General features: G+C 33.8%; 17 protein-coding genes, 1 pseudogene and 2 riboswitches. Of the genes and pseudogenes, 5 read left to right on the forward strand and 13 right to left on the reverse strand.

All coding sequences use genetic code 11. The annotated features are described in order from the left end of the window. Positions 1-2: 2 nt before the first annotated feature. Complete coding sequence (locus tag IEV35_RS09275; RefSeq protein WP_188384391.1) at positions 3-488, reverse strand: ArsR/SmtB family transcription factor; 486 nt, start codon at positions 486-488, stop codon at positions 3-5. Beyond that, a complete protein-coding gene (locus tag IEV35_RS09280; protein WP_188384392.1) occupies positions 475-630 on the reverse strand; it encodes a hypothetical protein in 156 nt (51 codons plus the stop codon). Before IEV35_RS09280 ends, IEV35_RS09275 begins: the two co-directional genes overlap by 14 nt. 314 nt (positions 631-944) lie before the next feature. On the opposite strand from IEV35_RS09280, the gene IEV35_RS09285 reads away from it, so the two are divergent. Then, positions 945-1,697 (forward strand): DUF998 domain-containing protein, encoded by a 753-nt coding sequence (locus IEV35_RS09285; protein WP_188384393.1) that lies wholly within the window; start codon positions 945-947, stop codon positions 1,695-1,697. 89 nt (positions 1,698-1,786) lie between these two features. Here IEV35_RS09285 and IEV35_RS09290 read toward each other — a convergent pair whose 3' ends face one another. Further along, entirely contained in the window at positions 1,787-2,377 is a 591-nt protein-coding gene (locus IEV35_RS09290; protein ID WP_188384394.1) for a TetR/AcrR family transcriptional regulator, read from the reverse strand. A 183-nt stretch (positions 2,378-2,560) separates the two neighbouring features. On the opposite strand from IEV35_RS09290, the gene IEV35_RS09295 reads away from it, so the two are divergent. Further along, complete coding sequence (locus IEV35_RS09295; protein WP_188384395.1) at positions 2,561-2,776, forward strand: hypothetical protein; 216 nt, start codon at positions 2,561-2,563, stop codon at positions 2,774-2,776. 394 nt (positions 2,777-3,170) lie between these two features. Here IEV35_RS09295 and IEV35_RS09300 read toward each other — a convergent pair whose 3' ends face one another. Both IEV35_RS09300 and IEV35_RS09305 read right to left on the reverse strand, forming a co-directional pair. After that, positions 3,171-3,926, reverse strand: a complete 756-nt coding sequence (locus tag IEV35_RS09300) for a FixH family protein (protein ID WP_188384396.1) — start codon at positions 3,924-3,926, stop codon at positions 3,171-3,173. A gap of 169 nt (positions 3,927-4,095) precedes the next feature. Beyond that, positions 4,096-4,680: a DeoR family transcriptional regulator gene (locus IEV35_RS09305; protein ID WP_188384397.1), complete on the reverse strand. Its 585-nt coding sequence runs from the start codon at positions 4,678-4,680 to the stop codon at positions 4,096-4,098. A gap of 354 nt (positions 4,681-5,034) precedes the next feature. On the opposite strand from IEV35_RS09305, the gene IEV35_RS09310 reads away from it, so the two are divergent. Further along, the gene (locus tag IEV35_RS09310; protein WP_188384398.1) at positions 5,035-5,280 is read left to right on the forward strand and encodes a heavy-metal-associated domain-containing protein; all 246 of its coding nucleotides are present in this window, start codon (positions 5,035-5,037) and stop codon (positions 5,278-5,280) included. A 357-nt stretch (positions 5,281-5,637) separates the two neighbouring features. Here the strand turns inward: IEV35_RS09310 and IEV35_RS09315 are convergent, their stop codons facing one another. From IEV35_RS09315 to IEV35_RS09325, 3 genes are read right to left on the reverse strand one after another with little or no spacing between them, the layout of a single operon-like run. Next, complete coding sequence (locus IEV35_RS09315) at positions 5,638-6,681, reverse strand: ribonucleotide-diphosphate reductase subunit beta (RefSeq protein ID WP_188384399.1); 1,044 nt, start codon at positions 6,679-6,681, stop codon at positions 5,638-5,640. Beyond that, a complete protein-coding gene (locus IEV35_RS09320) occupies positions 6,659-7,108 on the reverse strand; it encodes a flavodoxin (protein WP_188384400.1) in 450 nt (149 codons plus the stop codon). Before IEV35_RS09320 ends, IEV35_RS09315 begins: the two co-directional genes overlap by 23 nt. Next, positions 7,093-9,309 (reverse strand): ribonucleoside-diphosphate reductase subunit alpha, encoded by a 2,217-nt coding sequence (locus IEV35_RS09325; protein ID WP_373284729.1) that lies wholly within the window; start codon positions 9,307-9,309, stop codon positions 7,093-7,095. Before IEV35_RS09325 ends, IEV35_RS09320 begins: the two co-directional genes overlap by 16 nt. A 151-nt stretch (positions 9,310-9,460) precedes the next feature. Continuing rightward, positions 9,461-9,654: riboswitch (cobalamin riboswitch) on the reverse strand. A gap of 283 nt (positions 9,655-9,937) precedes the next feature. Further along, positions 9,938-10,114, forward strand: a riboswitch (cobalamin riboswitch). Between the two features lie 193 nt (positions 10,115-10,307). Between IEV35_RS09325 and IEV35_RS09330 the strand changes: the two genes are divergently transcribed. Next, positions 10,308-10,802, forward strand: coding sequence for an acyl-CoA thioesterase (locus tag IEV35_RS09330; RefSeq protein WP_188384402.1), 495 nt, complete (start codon positions 10,308-10,310; stop codon positions 10,800-10,802). A gap of 297 nt (positions 10,803-11,099) precedes the next feature. On the opposite strand, the gene IEV35_RS20125 is transcribed toward IEV35_RS09330, so the two are convergent. Beyond that, a complete protein-coding gene (locus IEV35_RS20125; RefSeq protein WP_229740700.1) occupies positions 11,100-11,324 on the reverse strand; it encodes a hypothetical protein in 225 nt (74 codons plus the stop codon). A 51-nt stretch (positions 11,325-11,375) separates the two neighbouring features. Further along, positions 11,376-11,636, reverse strand: a complete 261-nt coding sequence (locus IEV35_RS20130) for a MerR family transcriptional regulator (protein ID WP_229740701.1) — start codon at positions 11,634-11,636, stop codon at positions 11,376-11,378. A gap of 71 nt (positions 11,637-11,707) precedes the next feature. On the opposite strand from IEV35_RS20130, the pseudogene IEV35_RS09340 reads away from it, so the two are divergent. Next, positions 11,708-12,156 (forward strand): annotated as a pseudogene (locus IEV35_RS09340) (AraC family transcriptional regulator). 96 nt (positions 12,157-12,252) lie between these two features. Here IEV35_RS09340 and IEV35_RS09345 read toward each other — a convergent pair. The 3 genes from IEV35_RS09345 to IEV35_RS09355 all read right to left on the reverse strand — a co-directional run bounded on the left by IEV35_RS09345 (position 12,253) and on the right by IEV35_RS09355 (position 16,149). Beyond that, complete coding sequence (locus IEV35_RS09345; RefSeq protein WP_188384403.1) at positions 12,253-12,468, reverse strand: hypothetical protein; 216 nt, start codon at positions 12,466-12,468, stop codon at positions 12,253-12,255. A 2,163-nt stretch (positions 12,469-14,631) separates the two neighbouring features. Beyond that, on the reverse strand, positions 14,632-15,273 hold the full coding sequence (locus IEV35_RS09350) for a Vat family streptogramin A O-acetyltransferase (RefSeq protein ID WP_188384404.1): 642 nt from the start codon (positions 15,271-15,273) through the stop codon (positions 14,632-14,634). A 339-nt stretch (positions 15,274-15,612) separates the two neighbouring features. Then, positions 15,613-16,149 carry a GNAT family N-acetyltransferase gene (locus IEV35_RS09355; protein WP_188384405.1) on the reverse strand — a complete coding sequence of 179 codons (537 nt, stop codon included), beginning with the start codon at positions 16,147-16,149 and terminating at the stop codon, positions 15,613-15,615. Positions 16,150-16,170 lie beyond the last annotated feature (21 nt).

The following is a 16,170-nucleotide window of genomic DNA, read 5'->3' on the forward strand; positions in this document are numbered from 1 at the left end:
TATTACTTTTCCTCCTCTTTCGATTCTTTAATGGAATAATCAATTTCATATGGTACCTGTTCTTCCTGATCCTTCTCTTTATACGATAAGTGACCATATTTAAAGAAAAGTTCTTGTAGTTCATTACGGAATTCTTCTAGAAGTTTCTTTGACATATAAATATTGGTCGTACCGCCATCAACATGTCCTGGTGGGGATACTTGCTCTGGATTCTTATAGACATTAGCTTTCGCTCGGTAATATTTCTCTACGATCCCTTTTTCCGTATCGACACGTTCAATTTCTAGAATATCGTGCTTGAAAAGTTGCTGAATATGATAATAAACCGTTCCAGGATTTTTCCCCACTAAATCTGCTACTTGTTTCGGTGTCATCGCTTGTTCATAGAGAAAAGCAACGATTCTTGCTCTAAGTGGGTTAGAAAGTACTTTTTGTTGTTCCCAATTAATTTCCATTACTTCTTGTTTCAATTCCTTATTTCTGTCCATATTTATCACCTTTCTTTAAATTAATTAGTTCTATTCCGTTGGAGCTAATAACAATCATTCGTTTCGGTTGTTTGATAAACGTTAATCCTCTTTGTTGAAGTTTCTTGTAAATATCGAATACTTCTTTCAAACCTTTTTCCATTCCTTTCGCCTCCATTAACATTAATTTTTATTTAAAAACTTCAGATGTTAGTCATAGATAGCGGTTTATGTTTATAACTCGATTTGGGAATACAAATCATTAATTTAAGTTTATTATACGATTTGGATTTCCAAATTGCAAGGGTGAATTTAAATATTTTTAGAAAATTTATTAATTACTGAATGTCTATTGATGCTAAGATGTAGGAATGAATGATTAAAAAGGAAAATTATGAAGATGGATTTACAAGTGCAGAGATTCCTTAACAGTAGATTTACATGTTAAAGTTGGAGAGTAAAAGGAGGAGAGTAAGGATGGAAATCACTTATACCTTCATGATTATCATCACTATTCTGGCATTAATCCTAACTATATTTTTTCGTAATCATAAAATAACCATAAAGGTAGGATTGTTAAGTTGGGTCTCTTTAAGTGTGTATTTCCACATCGAGTACATCGTCATTCAGGCAACGACATCTCCTTACAAATTTCTTAAACAACCAATGAGTGATTTAGGTGTAACAACTTGTGACTTCAACACACATCCACTTGCACCGTATGAAATCTGTTCCCCCTATCATTTATTAATGAATTGGACATTTACATTTACCGGTATCGTCATTATCGTTGGAGCAGTTGGATTACACCGATTTTGGCCAAGAAATAAAAAAACAATAATAGCTACGGGATTACTAGTAATCTACGGACTGAGCTATAACATTTCAGGCATTTTCCCTGCTGATATAAATTTTCTATTGCATACCCTAGGTTCACTACCAGGTATGATTGTTCAGATACCTGCACTGATACTAATTGGTATTTCTATTCACAAAACAATGCCTAAGCTAGCTTTTTGGACGTATGTTCCTACAATACTTACGACAAGTTCTCTAATACTTCTCTTTTTCCAACCGTTCATAATGTACCTTCCTGGTGGACTTCTTCAACGAATACTATACGGTTCTGTTTTTTTATGGATGACAATTACCGCAATTGTCCTTTGGAAAAAAACAGGCATAGTAATCTATGCTCATATTTATAGGAAAGGGATTAGCCCTCTCCTATAATTCGATCTACTCATACGAATAAAAATAGCCATAAATATGGGTTAGGTTATTAACAAAAATTAAATACCGCCTCTGATCCTATTCTTGTATTAATTACAAAGAGATTGTAAATGATAACCGATTACTTCTTTCACCTTTTCTGGTGTGTATACATCAGGCCGTAATAATGCATGAAATGACAGCCCTTCTACCAAAGCAGATAATCTGCTTTTTTCTAATTCTATATTAACTGAATCTGATAAAATCCCTTTTAACATTAGTATCTCAAGCATGGAAGTAGATAATTCATATGTCCCATTCGTTAATTCATCTTTCTTATCTTTTAAAACTTCACTTGTAAGTGAACGAAGTGCAAAAATCCACCATACGCTCGTTTCAATTTTTCTTTCTTCATCGATTGGGACAAGCTCAAGTAATACTTCCTCAACTGTTTTTAGTGGATATTTTGACCATTCTTTATGATTAGAGCGTTCTCTACCTGCATCAAAGAAGTAGTCCATAATAAAGAGCAGCATTTCGTCCTGAGTAGAAAAATAATGTCTTAAAGCACCAGAAGACATCCCCGCTTCTGTCGCAACTCTTCGTATAGAAGCTTTTTCAAACCCATCATTTTTAATTATTTTCCATGCAGCCTCAGCAATTAATTTACGTTTTTTCTCGTGATTAACTATTTTTGGCATCGAAAGTCACTTCCTTTATTTAACGCAGTGTGTTATTATGTTTTTAACACAATGTGTTATTTTAATCATATCATACCATGATATACCACATAATTCATTACTAATGACAGTTGGATTAATTGGAGCTATTTTTTCAATATCGGCATTAAATGTAATTTAAAATTATAAACGAGGTGGATAAACATGAAAGAAATTATTAGCGGGATTAGTTTATTATTCCTTATCCAAGGAGTAGGAGGTTTAATTAATCATTTAACTAATGGGAGTAAAAGTTGGTTCTTGGTGAATTATATAAACGCATTTCAAGGTTGGGAGATTGTTATTGATATTTTGATGATTGTTATTGGTGGTTTAATCGGTATATTATCCATGCGAGGAAAAAAACAGAGCGGGAGATAATGTTATCTCCACGCTCTTAATAGTTTAGATGATAATAGTTTAAGATAAACTGCCTTATTTTTTAAAGCTTAATTTACGATTTATAATAATCCTGGTATCTAACCATTTTTCTTAATGGAATAAACGACACCGTCACTTTCCCCTACGAAATGCAGGATATATTGACTGGACGTACCAACGGCGTTACTATCGTAAAATCCGCAAATATGTAGGGGATTAAACTCCAAACAAAAAGGTATCACTTTTTTATAGATGTGACACCTTTTTCCTTTTTCAATTAACCTGTCCGGTTTGCACAATAAGCCTTTGTAATATTTATTTGGGTTAAGAGATATTTATTTTAGTTATACATAGTAGAAAAAGAGTTTTAGCGATAAGAAATTTTTATCGTTTATTAATTAACTACAACAGTGTATTCCTCATGTTCATGTAGACCCTCATCATTTTCCACATGAATTGTCATTGTGTATTCCGTTGCCTCATCAAATGAAAATGAAGCAGAGTATTCACCTGGACTTGATTCTTCTGTTTCAACCCAATGATGCTTCTCAGAATTAGCACTAACAATCTCATAGCGTACTCTTGCATCACGTAGAGGTTCATTATCAAGTTGTAAATGCACAGCAAGTTCAACTTCTTCATCTACTTTCACATCTTCTGGTTCAATAAAATGCATTCCAAATACATCTGCTTGTTCACCATGACCGTGCTCGTGACTTTCCGCTTCTTGCTCGTTATTTACACCTTCACCAACCGTAATTGTCTTTTTCGGCATCGTGTGTAAGTCTCTTGCAGTCGTGTGAGCATATATCTCATAAACAGCATCTGTACCAAAAGAAACTTCAGCAGTATAAGTTCCATCACCGTTATTACTCGCTTCAATCGTAGTACTTTTTTCTTGGTTCCCTTGTTCCCAATATTCAAATTCAACTTCATCCGCATCAGTTACCTTTTCATCGCCATATGTAACGATAGCTTTTAGTTCAACTGTTTCATCAACATCTGCTTTCTCTGGAAGTTCGAATTCTACTTTAAGTGTTTTAAGCTCTTGTTCCGATGACTGATTCGAATTATTGTCTCCACTATTACCACATGCGGATAAATTTACTATTATGATAAACAACAATAAAACACTTATTATTTTTTTCATATGATTTCCTCCACTTTTCTGATATAGATTTTTTCAATACTATTTTTAAAGCATTAATAATTTCATCTATTAGCTGCGACAACACCGTTTAACTTTTAATGACTATTCCTTCAGCGTTTACTAAATCAAACCTTGGCCATGCATTACCTGATCTACATCCATTCTATTATTAATGGTTTTTACAACACTGATTGTGTTCATTCATCTTTTGAAAAATGGTTTCCATTGCTTCACTAAAACTGTAAACACTACCTCCAAATCCCTTAACGAATTTATCCGCGTGTTCCTTCCATTCAAACGCTAAAACTTGCGGATGACAACACCCCATATGAACAGATGTATCCATAACATACCAAGCTAACGAGGCACTTAACGTTGTCTGTCTAAGAAAATCTGGACAAATTGCCTGAATTACTTGATCACCTAATTGGCGTGTACGTAGAAGTCCACAATGACCACAACATGCTACTTCAATTTCGTTATTGGCTAAAAATAAACGATATGCCAACCGATCATTTACTTCGCGGTTACAAAATACACAAGCATCTAAAGTAGAGTTTTTACTAATTTTCTTGTTTGCTATCGTAACACCACCAAACGTCTTCAATACAAAACCTTCATCAATTAATGGCTTTAAATCCCTATAAATAGTCATTTCAGACACACCTAATTCTCTACTCAGTTCGGAGATTTTCAAGCTGTGTCTTTCTATGATTAATTCTTTAATGCGATTTTGTCGTTCAAGTGGTAACATCGTTTTCAGAACCCCTCTTCTTGATTAACTTTAACAAAAAGTAACAATACCCAACATCAATGTATCAGTGCGAGGATAGAATTTCAATTGATTCCTTGTGAAAGTTATGTGAAACTAACGTTTTACAGATAAATGTTCATTAAATATTCAAATGTTTTGTGTAATCTAACACCATTGTGAAATGTTAATAAATAACAAATTCAAACATATATTGTACTGTCAGATACATTATTGAACTAAGGTAGAAAGTAAACGGTAATTCACTAGTGCCACTAAAACTATTCATAAACTTCATTTAATCTAAATAACATTAATTAGAGACATGGATCATTTATAAAAGGTGGTGATATCAAAATGAATGAAACGTTATACATAGAGGTCAAAGGGATGCATTGTCCTGATTGTCCTGCAAAAGTAGAAAGAACGCTTACTAAACTAGATGGGGTATCACAGGTGAAAATCGACTTTGAAAATGAAAATGGATATGTAATATTTAAAACAGGGCTAACGAGTACTTCTGACATCATTAATAGAATCAATAAGATGGGGTTTGAGGCAAAAAAAGTAAAAAGCCAATCCGAAGAGAATGTTAATTTATAGTCTTGTCTTTGAATAAATTAATTTTATTACTGAGAAAACTTTATCTAAGAATATTTTATATTTAACTCATAGTTGTGCGGAAGCCAATTATTTAATCATTAAATGAAGATAAAAAAAGTCAATTACTTGTCTAGCAAGGAATTGACTTTTAAGTTTTCTGACTTCTTCGTCCCTCCTTTGTATTGTTCTCCCAAAAAGTCCTTCTGAATAGAAAGAATAAAAAAGACCCGGAAATCGGTTAAGCTTATTAAACCGAAAATCCGGATCTATATAGGAGCTGTTTTTTATTCGGCGATTTATGTTCCGACTGGGCTTTATTCATTCTTTCTTAATATTAGAAATGACTCAAGCAATTATTTACAGATCATCAAATCCGTTTAAGTCACTCACCTTCGTATAAGAACGAGATTTTTGTTCAAAGAAATCTGTTTTTGTATCATCGAAATTATCTGCGTAAGCACGGATCCACTTCATAGGATTTTCGACATCCTTTGGATAACGTTCACTTAAACCGATCATCCTTAGCATTTTATTTGCTCGATAACGTATATAACCTGCCATTTCATCTAAATCAATACCTTCAACATCATGTAATACATATCTTGACCATTCAATTTCATTATCAACGGATTTCTCAAACTGAAGATAAATCCAATTAGTAAGGTCCAATGTATTATACTCTGGGTTTTCAGCCAAAGTAGCTCGAATAAGTTCAGAGATAAAGCGTCCATGTTCCAATTCATCACGATTAATATAGCTGATCATTGTTGATGTACCAACCATTTTATTTTGTCTAGCCAAGTTATAAAAGAATGCAAATCCAGAGTAGAAAAATAACCCTTCTAATAATGTTGAATAGATTAATGTTTTTAGGATATTTTCAATAGATGGCTTCTCTACAAATTGATTATATACTTCCATAATCTCTTGATTCCGTTTCAGTAATAATTCATCTGTTCTTCCAATTTCGAAGGCTTGATTTTGCTCATCCAATGATACAACAGATGACAGTATATAAGAATAACTCTCATTGTGTACTGCTTCTTGTTGTGCAATTACTGCTAGTATCGATTGAACAGAAGGATCTGTTGCATATAGAGATGTTAAAAGAATTGCCCGTGTTTGGGAGGAATCAAGTGTTGCCAAAAGACTAATAATCTTCAGGTAGCTCTCCCGTTCCTTTTCCGATAAAAGGTGAAACTGTTTGACATCACTTGACATATTCACTTCATCTGATTGCCAATAGTTCGCTAGCAATCGTTTATATGTCTTATACCAATGTGGATATTCTATATCATTCCAATTCAATATTCCGCTTGATTTTCCACCAAATACGGCAGTCGCTCGATTTGGATTCAATGGCTCTAATATCTTCACCTTATCCAATAAGATATTTTTCACTTTCTAGCACCCCTTCTATCCATCTTTCCACTTTTATTTCCTGACTCCCTCTTGGAGATTGTTCTATCTTTAGTACTTCCCATCTACTTTCATAAAAACGTGCCAATTTAACTGCTGCTTTACAAAATAATTCATCTCCACCAAATTGAGTTTCACCTGTACCAAACACAGCAATATTCGCTGGCTTGTACCCAATTTCCAAAACAAAGTCTTTCACTTCATCAGGAGTTGCACCTTGTGCCCAAGTGAAAGTCCCTAAAAATATGATGTCATATTTTTCTGGATAAATCGGTGGGTCAATTCCAATTCGATGAACCTCTACGATACAATCCATTTCCTTTAGTTTTTCTTCCATTAGCTCAGCAACTTCTAATGTATTTCCGCTATAAGATAAATATGCTATAAGTGTCCTCAACTCTGACACCACTCACATTCTTCTACATCATTGGATGTGGAACGGATATAGTAGGTTGTTTTTAGTCCCTCTTTCCATGCTTGAAGATGAAGATCGAGTAATATGGACGCTTTAATGTTATTCGGTACATAAATATTAAAGGAAATACTTTGATCAATATGTCTTTGTCTTGCCGCATTTTGTTTTACAGACCAACGCTGATCAACAATATAGGCAGAACGACGGTAAATATGATAGGTTTCATGATTCAAATCAGGAGCTGTATTCGGAATGCGATAGTCTTTTTTCTCTTCAATATAATAAGGTTTAAAGATTGGATCAATACTAGCTGTTGAACCTGCAATAATAGATGTTGTGGCATTCGGTGCTACAGCCATTAAATAAGCATTGCGGATTCCGTGATTCGCTATATCCTCCCTTAAATTCATCCATTTTTCGGTTGTGTAACCTTTATCGGAAAAATAAGTACCATCACTCCACTTACTACCTTTAAAAAGTGGATAATGCCCCTTCTCCTTACTTAATTCCATACTACTTTTTATCGTTAAAAAGGCGACTTTTTCATACAATTCATCCGCAAATTTAACGGCTTCCTCGGATTCCCATTCTATATTTTTCAAGGCTAATAGATGATGCCAGCCAAATGTCCCTAATCCAATAGCTCGGTACTTTCTATTCGTAATTTCAGCCTGTTTAATAGGTAATGAATTTATATCAATTACATTATCTAGCATTCGAACTTGAATGGAAATAAGGCGTTCCAGTACTTCATCTATTACAGCTCTTCCTAGATTAATTGAACTTAGATTACAAACGACAAAGTCTCCAGATTTAAATTTTTTCACAACCGTATTCTCGTTCTCGATAAATTGTTCAATTAACTCTGTTGGAGATTGGTTTTGCGTAATTTCTGTACATAAGTTTGAACAATAAATCATTCCCATATGAGTATTTGAATTTTGACGATTTACTTCATCTCGGTAAAACATAAACGGTGCCCCTGTTTCAAGTTGGGACCTCATGATTCTTTTCATTATCTCGATTGCTGCAACTTTCTTTGTCGACTTTAAATTAGCTTGGATACAAGCTTCATATTTTTCACGCCATTCCCCATCGCCTTTTCTTTCATCATAAAATTCCTCTAATGAGAATCCCATTACTTGTCTAATTTCATGGGGATCAAATAAATACCAATCTCCTCTTTTTTCTACTTGTTCCATAAATAAGTCAGGGATACAAATTCCCGTATACACATCGTGAGCACGCAATCTATCGTCCCCATTATTTAGCTTCAAATCAAGAAATTCTTCAATGTCCCGATGCCAAATATCTAAGTAAACAGTAATAGCACCTTTTCTAGTACCTAATTGATCCACACTGACAGCCGTATTATTTAACTGTTTTATCCAAGGAACTACCCCACTAGACATACCTTTGAATCCTTTTATTGAACTACCTCTTGCACGGACTTTCCCCATATAAACACCGATTCCACCGCCGTTTTTTGATAATCCAGCAATGTCAGTATTACTATCATAAATCCCTTGTAAACTATCGCCCACAGTATCAATAAAACAACTCGACAATTGCCCGTGATTTTTCCCTGCATTGGCAAGTGTCGGTGTAGCAACAGTCATATATAAATTGCTTAATGCCCAATAAGCCTCTTGAACAAGTTCCGTCCGCTTCGAAAGGTCTTCTTCTTGCATCAGGTACATAGCGATTACCATCCATCTCTCCTGTGGTAGTTCGTATACATTTTTGTTATGATCAACAGCTAAATACCGAGTGGCTAACGTATATATTCCTGGATATGTAAATAATAAATCTCGTTTTTGATCTAGAAGTTGACCAAAATACTCTATTTCCTCTTTTGTATATCTAGTAATTAGTTTACTAGAATAGATACCCTTTTTTGTTAAATCTGCTATTAGATGATAGAAAGAACCATAGCAAAGCGATTCATCATAATTCCGATTCTCTGCTGCTTTTTGATAGAGGGATTGTAAATATATTCTTGCTGCAAAATATGTCCAGTCCGTACTAGCTTCATCTATATTCTCAAGAGCATGTTTAATTAAAATATCATTGTAATCTTCCTGAACTTGAGTCGAATCTAACATCCTTTCAATCTTTTCTTTATACCTTTCTGTCTGGATATTTAGTTCATTTGCCCATTCGTTAATAGATTCAAAAACATGAAGACCTTTCAATTGAGTAGTAGTTGCCAATTTGTTTCCTCCTTATAATAGAATACAAAAAAAACCGTTCACTCTCGGGATGAACGGTAGGCTAAAAACGACAGAAAGAGTCCATAGGAAACATTAGCACTCTATCGTTTTACCTTTCTCACACCCCGAAGAAATAAAACTGATAGTTATGGCAGGTCTCCTGGCTTGTGTTTCTACCTACTATAGCCCTTCCCATATCGTTACCCAAAAGTATACGATACAGTGGATTGCTAGTTCGTCCACACGTACAGTTGCGGGGGCAGCTCCAGATTTCAACTGGATTCCCTTTTAAACAGATATTCTGTCACCATAACTAAAATACTAGATATTGTATGTGTTTTTTTCAAAAAACACTATATCTTGCATACTATCATATCAAGTTTTAGATTTCAATATAAAAAGTAACAGGAGCCAAAGTATTATCCTTTGAAATGAAAGTTACTCTTGAATCTAGTACATTAATTCTATGATACTAATCTCTCTTCTACAGTAGTTAGAAACTACTAAAAATAAAAACTATAAAACTTTTACAACAGTTTAATCTTGGCATTATAGAAAAAGTATATTAAATTGATGATAGACAATTAAAAGTTGTTTTATTTACATATAGGTTTATACCAGTAAAAATGGTGTCTATCAAAGACATAATAGGGAATCTGGTGAAATACCAGAACTGTACCCGCAACTGTAAGTGCTGACGAAATAGGGAAACCACTGTCTGAGGATGGGAAGGCTTAAAGTAGAATGAAGCACAAGTCAGGAAACCTGCCATTTTTACTCCGTATAATCTTCTTCGGGATTTGGGAAGGTTGGATAGGAAGGTATATTATTAGATTGGATAGGCAATGCCTTATTCATTTATTTGTGTTTATAGTACCTCTACCTGTACATCCATCCTCTTAAAAGAGTGGTGGATTTTTTACTTGCCCAAGAACCTTTTTTAAAGAAACCTGATAATCAGATAAGAGAGTGGGAGAGTTATGGAAAAATTATCAACGAATGTTTCTCGTACAATTCAAACAAAACTGGTGTTACCACCAGACACGAATCATTTGGATACGATCTTTGGTGGAAAAGTATTGTCGTATATTGATGAAATAGCCGCTATAGCTGCAATGAAACACAGTAAAGAAGTGGTGGTTACTGCATCCATTGATTCAGTAAATTTTTTATCTTCTGCGAAAGTTGGAGATATACTTACTTTGGAAGGAGTTGTAATCTATACTGGTAAAACCTCAATGGAGGTGTATGTGAAAGTAGAATGTGAAAACTTAGAAAAAGGGGTTAAAAATCTCACCACTACATCTTTTTTAACTATGGTAGCTATTGATAGCCAGGGCAAGCCGGTATCAGTCCCAGGAGTAATTCCTGAAACGACGAAGGAACAAGAACTATTTCAACAAGCGAAAGAGAGAAGGAAACGTAGAATACAGTATACTAAATCTAAAAAGGAAGACAATATAATACAAGAATAGTTGCTTATAATTTCTGTATATATCATGATAAGACTTATAGATTTAAAAGTATAGATTTTCCAGGAATATGGATACATATGATTTCATGTAGAATCTGGTGCGTGGAAAAGCAATCTCCCAACCGTACATTGGAAAAGAAGAAAATATTGATTTAATTGAACTTTAATAGTGATTCTCTTTTTAAAATAGATCCGATAAAAAATAAACGACATTCGTCTTTATTTCACTACCTTCAAAATAGCATCTATAAATCTATTATCTGCTTTATATTTGGCTTTGTTCGGCTGCCCTTCAGCTCTAGTTATTTCTTCTATCATGGAATATAGCCATAAGACTCCCATTTACCTCAAGATTAAAAGCATACACTTGATCATATAAGTTTTTCACAAGCATATCGATAAATTTAATTTTAATTTTACTACTGATCGTATAAATCAATGTCTCCTCCTGCTCTTCAAGAAAACATTCAGAGATAATCGGACCCTGAATGGTTGGAACACCGGCATTATTCTTTGATTTCAATTGTTTTATTTCTTCTATCTCTCTAGTAATTTGTTCTTTTTGTTTTTCTAGTTAAGAAATTTTTTCATCCAAAATGCTATTCCACTTTATCTGTTCCGCACTCGCAATAATATTTTTAATTTCTGCCAATGGGATATTCAAACCTTTAAAGAGCATTATTATTTTTACTGATTCTATTTTGTCATAATCATAGTAGCGATAATTTGTTTCATCATCTATGTATGAGGGTTTTAGTAAGTCAATGTCATCATAGTATCGTAGCGTCTTTACAGGTACATTACATATTTTTGAAAAAATTCCTATTGTATACATGATTAATCCTTTCTATTTCTCCAAGTGTTGGTTCGGATCAAACATATAGAAAAGAAAGGGAGAAGAAATCTATGAAACATAAAGTCGAAACACTTCCAAACTACCGTATTGCTTATATGCGAAGAGTAGGTCCATATGGTCCCGACAATTTCGAAGTAATGGAGAGGTTAAAAAGATGGGCAAAGGAAAAAGATCTCCTTGAATCGGCAATTTTGTTTGCCATTCCGCAAGATAATCCTGAAACAACACTTCCTGAAAACTGTCGTTTTGATGCTTCTATTGTAATTTCAGAGAATTTTCAAGTAGATGATGCAATCTTGGAAGGTGAGATCACTGGTGGGGAATACCTTATCTTCGATGTTAAACATACAGCAGAGGATATTCGACAAGCATATTCTAATATTGTTCCATTCATCAAAACAATGGATTCGAAATGGATAATAAACCAATTATGGAAAAATACATTGGCGATATGAATAGTAAGCCTTATTGTGAAATATGTATACCTGTAAAATTATAAAAGTTTAATTGAATTTTTTTTAATGTTCAATAGAAGAACAAGAATTAACCTTACCAATTATTTCTTATTCTTCTTTTATAAACATTAAATATTTATTCATGAGAAAATACTTAATTCAAAAACCAGCTTTTCAGCCAATTTAGAACCAATAGAAGGGACATTCTGAAAATCCGCTAATCCTTTTAAAATTTTTGCTCTTTCAATTGAAACGCCTAACAACTCTGTTATATTTTCTTCCTCAAAAGTATGTATTTCACTAATTTTATCTTTAGCTTTTCTTAGTTTCGCTCTTTCCCCGTCTGTTAGAGGCAACTTAGTAGTGGATCCCAAAATAATCCCCCTCTCTTAAAACTCATATTAAAATGTTCTCTTAACACTTGCCCGTTAATAAGAACACAATTTTCGCAATCACCAGCATTTATTATAACTCACAAGAATTATTTCGAATGACCATTAGAAAGATTAACTTATAATTTTATGGAACCAAAAGGAATGAACATGAAAAAGACCCGAAAATCGGAAATGTTTATTTTCACGAAACCGGATCTGAATCGGTAATGTTTATTTTGGTTGAGAGATGTTTATTTTAGTAGACATTCTTGTACCATCAAAATAAACTCCTGCTAAATCTTCCCCCTCAAACCCGTATTTCACCGTTGTCGTTAAACAATGTTTTGCTACGGAACCCCCATTTTGAAGGTTTTTGAATCAAAAACGGGCGTTTTACGGGGCTTTTTCCACCTGTTTTTTTCACCCTTTTTTCGAAGTTAGAATAAAGTTTTGCTAAAAATATCAGAAGAAAGATAGTAGAGAATAGAGACAATAGACAACGTTGGATCATATTGAACAAAAGTAGGTTTATTATTGAGTTGAAAAATGAATAGAATATTGGACAAACCCAGTACTGACAATGGATTAGGCCATAATAAACTTATGAAAAAACTATAGAAAAGATATTGATTTGTATTGGTAAAGACACAAAAAATCCCGGATTCTTATTGGAAAAAACCCGAGAAATTATTGGAATTGATATTGAAAAAGCAAAAGATTATTTTAACGAAATTGGGATTGGATTAGCAAATGTTTATTTTCACTAGCAATTGAATTTTTTAGTTACACATTCTTTTGTACAACCAAAATAAACTCCTGCTAAATCACCCCCCTCAAACCCGCATTCCACCGTCCGAGTTAAAATAAAGTTTTGCTACGGAACCCCCATTTCGAAGGATTTTCGGTTCGAAATTGGCTGTTTTTCGGGCCATTTTCGGCTGTTTTTTCACCTTTTTTTTGGAGTTGGAATAAAGTTTTGCTAAAAACAATTGGAAGGGAAATTGAAGGAAAACTAAACTGACAAGGGTTTGGACATGAAAAGACCCCGAAATCGCAAATGTATTTTTTAACGAAGTCAGGGTCGGACTAGCAAATGTTTATTTTTACTAGCAAGAGTATTTTTTAGTTAGACAATTCTTTGTACAACCATAATAAACCTCCCCCAAAACACCCACCTCCAGCCCGCATTCCACCGTTGGAGTTAAAATAAAGTTTACCGACAGAACCCCCATTTTTCCACTTTTTCGGTTCAAAAATGCACGTTTTTCCACCTCTTTTCCGCCTGTTTTTTCACCTTTTTTCTGTTTTAAAATAAAGTTCTCCGAGAATGTTGCGTGAGGGAAAGAAGAGATAATCGAGTAATGACAAGGGATAGGCATGAAAAGGACCCGGAATTCGGAAATGTTTATTTTCACGAAAACCGGATCTGAATCGGTAATGTTTATTTTGGTTGAGAGATGTTTAAATTAGTTACACATTCTTTTGTACCATAAGAATAATCATTTGCTAAAACCCCACCCCTCCAACCCGCATTCCACCGTTTGAGTTATAATAAAGTTTTGCTACTGAACCCCTATTTTCACACTTTCTCGGTTCAAAAATGACCGTTTTTCGGGCCTTTTTCGGCTGTTTTTTCATGGTTTTTTCGGAGTTATAATAGAGTTTTGCTAACAAAACAAAGATAATGGAGATAAGAGGTCTAGAATAAAGAGAATAATATTGGATGAGTATTGAATTGTTATTGAAATTATATTGAATGAGATATTGAAGAAACCCAGTAATATCAATGGTTTAGGTACATAACCGTATTGAAAAGATATTGAAAAAGATATGAAAAAACTCGGGATCCTGATTAGGAAAGCCCGAGAATTTATTGGATTATTTCTGAAAAAGCAATTGTTTATTATGACAGAATTGGTGGTGAAGTTAGCAAGGGTTTATTTTGACAGTCAAGTGTTTATTATTGATCTACATAGTAGAAAAAGAGTTTCAGATATAAGAAAATAGATTTTCTACTTAAATTACTTTCTTAACCTTTTGGTACAAAACCCACCAAGTAAGTCATCATCCACACTACTTTTCGAGAGTGAAGTATTTTAGAATAAAGATCAGAAGAACCTATTAAGCATCCAGTCCGATCTTAATTTAATTGTTCTTTTTCAATTTATCTATATGTCCACCTATTATGAACTCGAGATTATCACTAATTTTCTTAGAATCCCAATCCCACCACTTTATGGTTAGCCATTCCTCTATTACTTTATCTGAATAACGTTTTTTTATAATTTTTGCAGGATTTCCTCCAACAACCGTATAAGGGGCTACATTTTTTGTAACAACAGATTGTGCAGCAATAATTGCTCCATCTCCAATTTTGACTCCAGGCATAATTGTTACATCTCTTCCTATCCATACATCATTTCCGACTTCAGTATCTCCTTTAATCGGCAGGTCGTCTAGGGAAGGTACATGCATTTTCCACCCACTGCCAAACAAATGGAAAGGATACGTTGAGCCATCCATTTGATGGTTCGCTCCATTCATAATAAATGTTGATCCTGGACCTATCGAACAAAACTTTCCTATAATCAGTTCATCACCTATTACTTCATAGTGATATAGAACTTGTTCTTCAAATGACTCTCCATGTTTACTATCGTAGTACGAATAGTCACCAACGGAAACATTTTTTCTTGTTATAGTTGGCTTAATAAATTGAACATTTTTATTTCCTTCTAATGGAAATGGCGTTTGTGGATTTGGTCCAGGAAAATTTTTAGCAGACATAAACTCACTCCTTTATTTCATTGTTTAAAGATGACTTACTAATTTAATCACAACGCATTATTTTACACGGGCCGAGGCAGCGGTCATTTTTCCATTTCCCCTACTAACTGATTAAAGTCTATTTTTTTATAGTCAAAAAATGCTTAATAATGTTACTCGAAGTATGAATCAATTAAGAAATGGATTCAACTACCATGAAAGATATACTTTTAATAGAGGGGCTCTAAAAACGGAACAGCTATATCATCTCCAATTCTAGAACTTCTTCAGAAAAAACAATATTGAACACCAATAAAAAAGATATAATTAATGGTCATATTCTTAATTTCAATTTACATTTTATTCAAAAAACACACGAGGATATTCAACAACTCCTGAAACTTTATCAAGGGTATTTTCACCTAACTCCACTGCCATAAATGCCTCGTCTGGTACTTCAAAAGGTGTTTTTATTCCCCAAGTGGATGCTTTTTTGAACCCGAACTTCGGATAATATTCAGGATGCCCCAAAACAACAACCGAATTAAACCTAAGCTCTTTTGCCTTTTGCAATGCTTTACTAATCAATAATTTACCTACGCCTTGATTTTGATATTCTGGTAGGACAGATACAGGTGCAAGAGCCAGTGACTCTACAACTTGATCTTCATTTTTAATTTTTATCTTGGATAATATAATATGTCCCACTTGTTTGTTATCATCATTATCCATCGCCACTAAAGATAATTCTGGTATAAATACGTTTGAATTTCTAATACGAGACACCAAATGATGTTCATTTTTATCACTGTGCTCCGCATTAGCGAATGCATTCTTTACCACTTCTTCAGTTATTTTATAGTCTTTCACCTGTTCTTGTTTAATTACTATGTTCATTTCTTTATAGCTCCTGTTCAA

The organism is Ornithinibacillus halotolerans (assembly GCF_014637405.1).
GTDB classification, from domain to species: domain Bacteria; phylum Bacillota; class Bacilli; order Bacillales; family Amphibacillaceae; genus Ornithinibacillus; species Ornithinibacillus halotolerans.

What these genes read in the sequence shown, in the direction of transcription:
- IEV35_RS09275 (WP_188384391.1), bottom strand. Translation starts at nt 488, where the DNA reads ATGGACAGAAATAAGGAATTGAAACAAGAAGTAATGGAAATTAATTGG.
- IEV35_RS09280 (WP_188384392.1), bottom strand. Translation starts at nt 630, where the DNA reads ATGGAAAAAGGTTTGAAAGAAGTATTCGATATTTACAAGAAACTTCAA.
- IEV35_RS09285 (WP_188384393.1), top strand. Translation starts at nt 945, where the DNA reads ATGGAAATCACTTATACCTTCATGATTATCATCACTATTCTGGCATTA.
- IEV35_RS09290 (WP_188384394.1), bottom strand. Translation starts at nt 2,377, where the DNA reads ATGCCAAAAATAGTTAATCACGAGAAAAAACGTAAATTAATTGCTGAG.
- IEV35_RS09295 (WP_188384395.1), top strand. Translation starts at nt 2,561, where the DNA reads ATGAAAGAAATTATTAGCGGGATTAGTTTATTATTCCTTATCCAAGGA.
- IEV35_RS09300 (WP_188384396.1), bottom strand. Translation starts at nt 3,926, where the DNA reads ATGAAAAAAATAATAAGTGTTTTATTGTTGTTTATCATAATAGTAAAT.
- IEV35_RS09305 (WP_188384397.1), bottom strand. Translation starts at nt 4,680, where the DNA reads ATGTTACCACTTGAACGACAAAATCGCATTAAAGAATTAATCATAGAA.
- IEV35_RS09310 (WP_188384398.1), top strand. Translation starts at nt 5,035, where the DNA reads ATGAATGAAACGTTATACATAGAGGTCAAAGGGATGCATTGTCCTGAT.
- IEV35_RS09330 (WP_188384402.1), top strand. Translation starts at nt 10,308, where the DNA reads ATGGAAAAATTATCAACGAATGTTTCTCGTACAATTCAAACAAAACTG.
- IEV35_RS20130 (WP_229740701.1), bottom strand. Translation starts at nt 11,636, where the DNA reads ATGTATACAATAGGAATTTTTTCAAAAATATGTAATGTACCTGTAAAG.
- IEV35_RS09350 (WP_188384404.1), bottom strand. Translation starts at nt 15,273, where the DNA reads ATGTCTGCTAAAAATTTTCCTGGACCAAATCCACAAACGCCATTTCCA.
- IEV35_RS09355 (WP_188384405.1), bottom strand. Translation starts at nt 16,149, where the DNA reads ATGAACATAGTAATTAAACAAGAACAGGTGAAAGACTATAAAATAACT.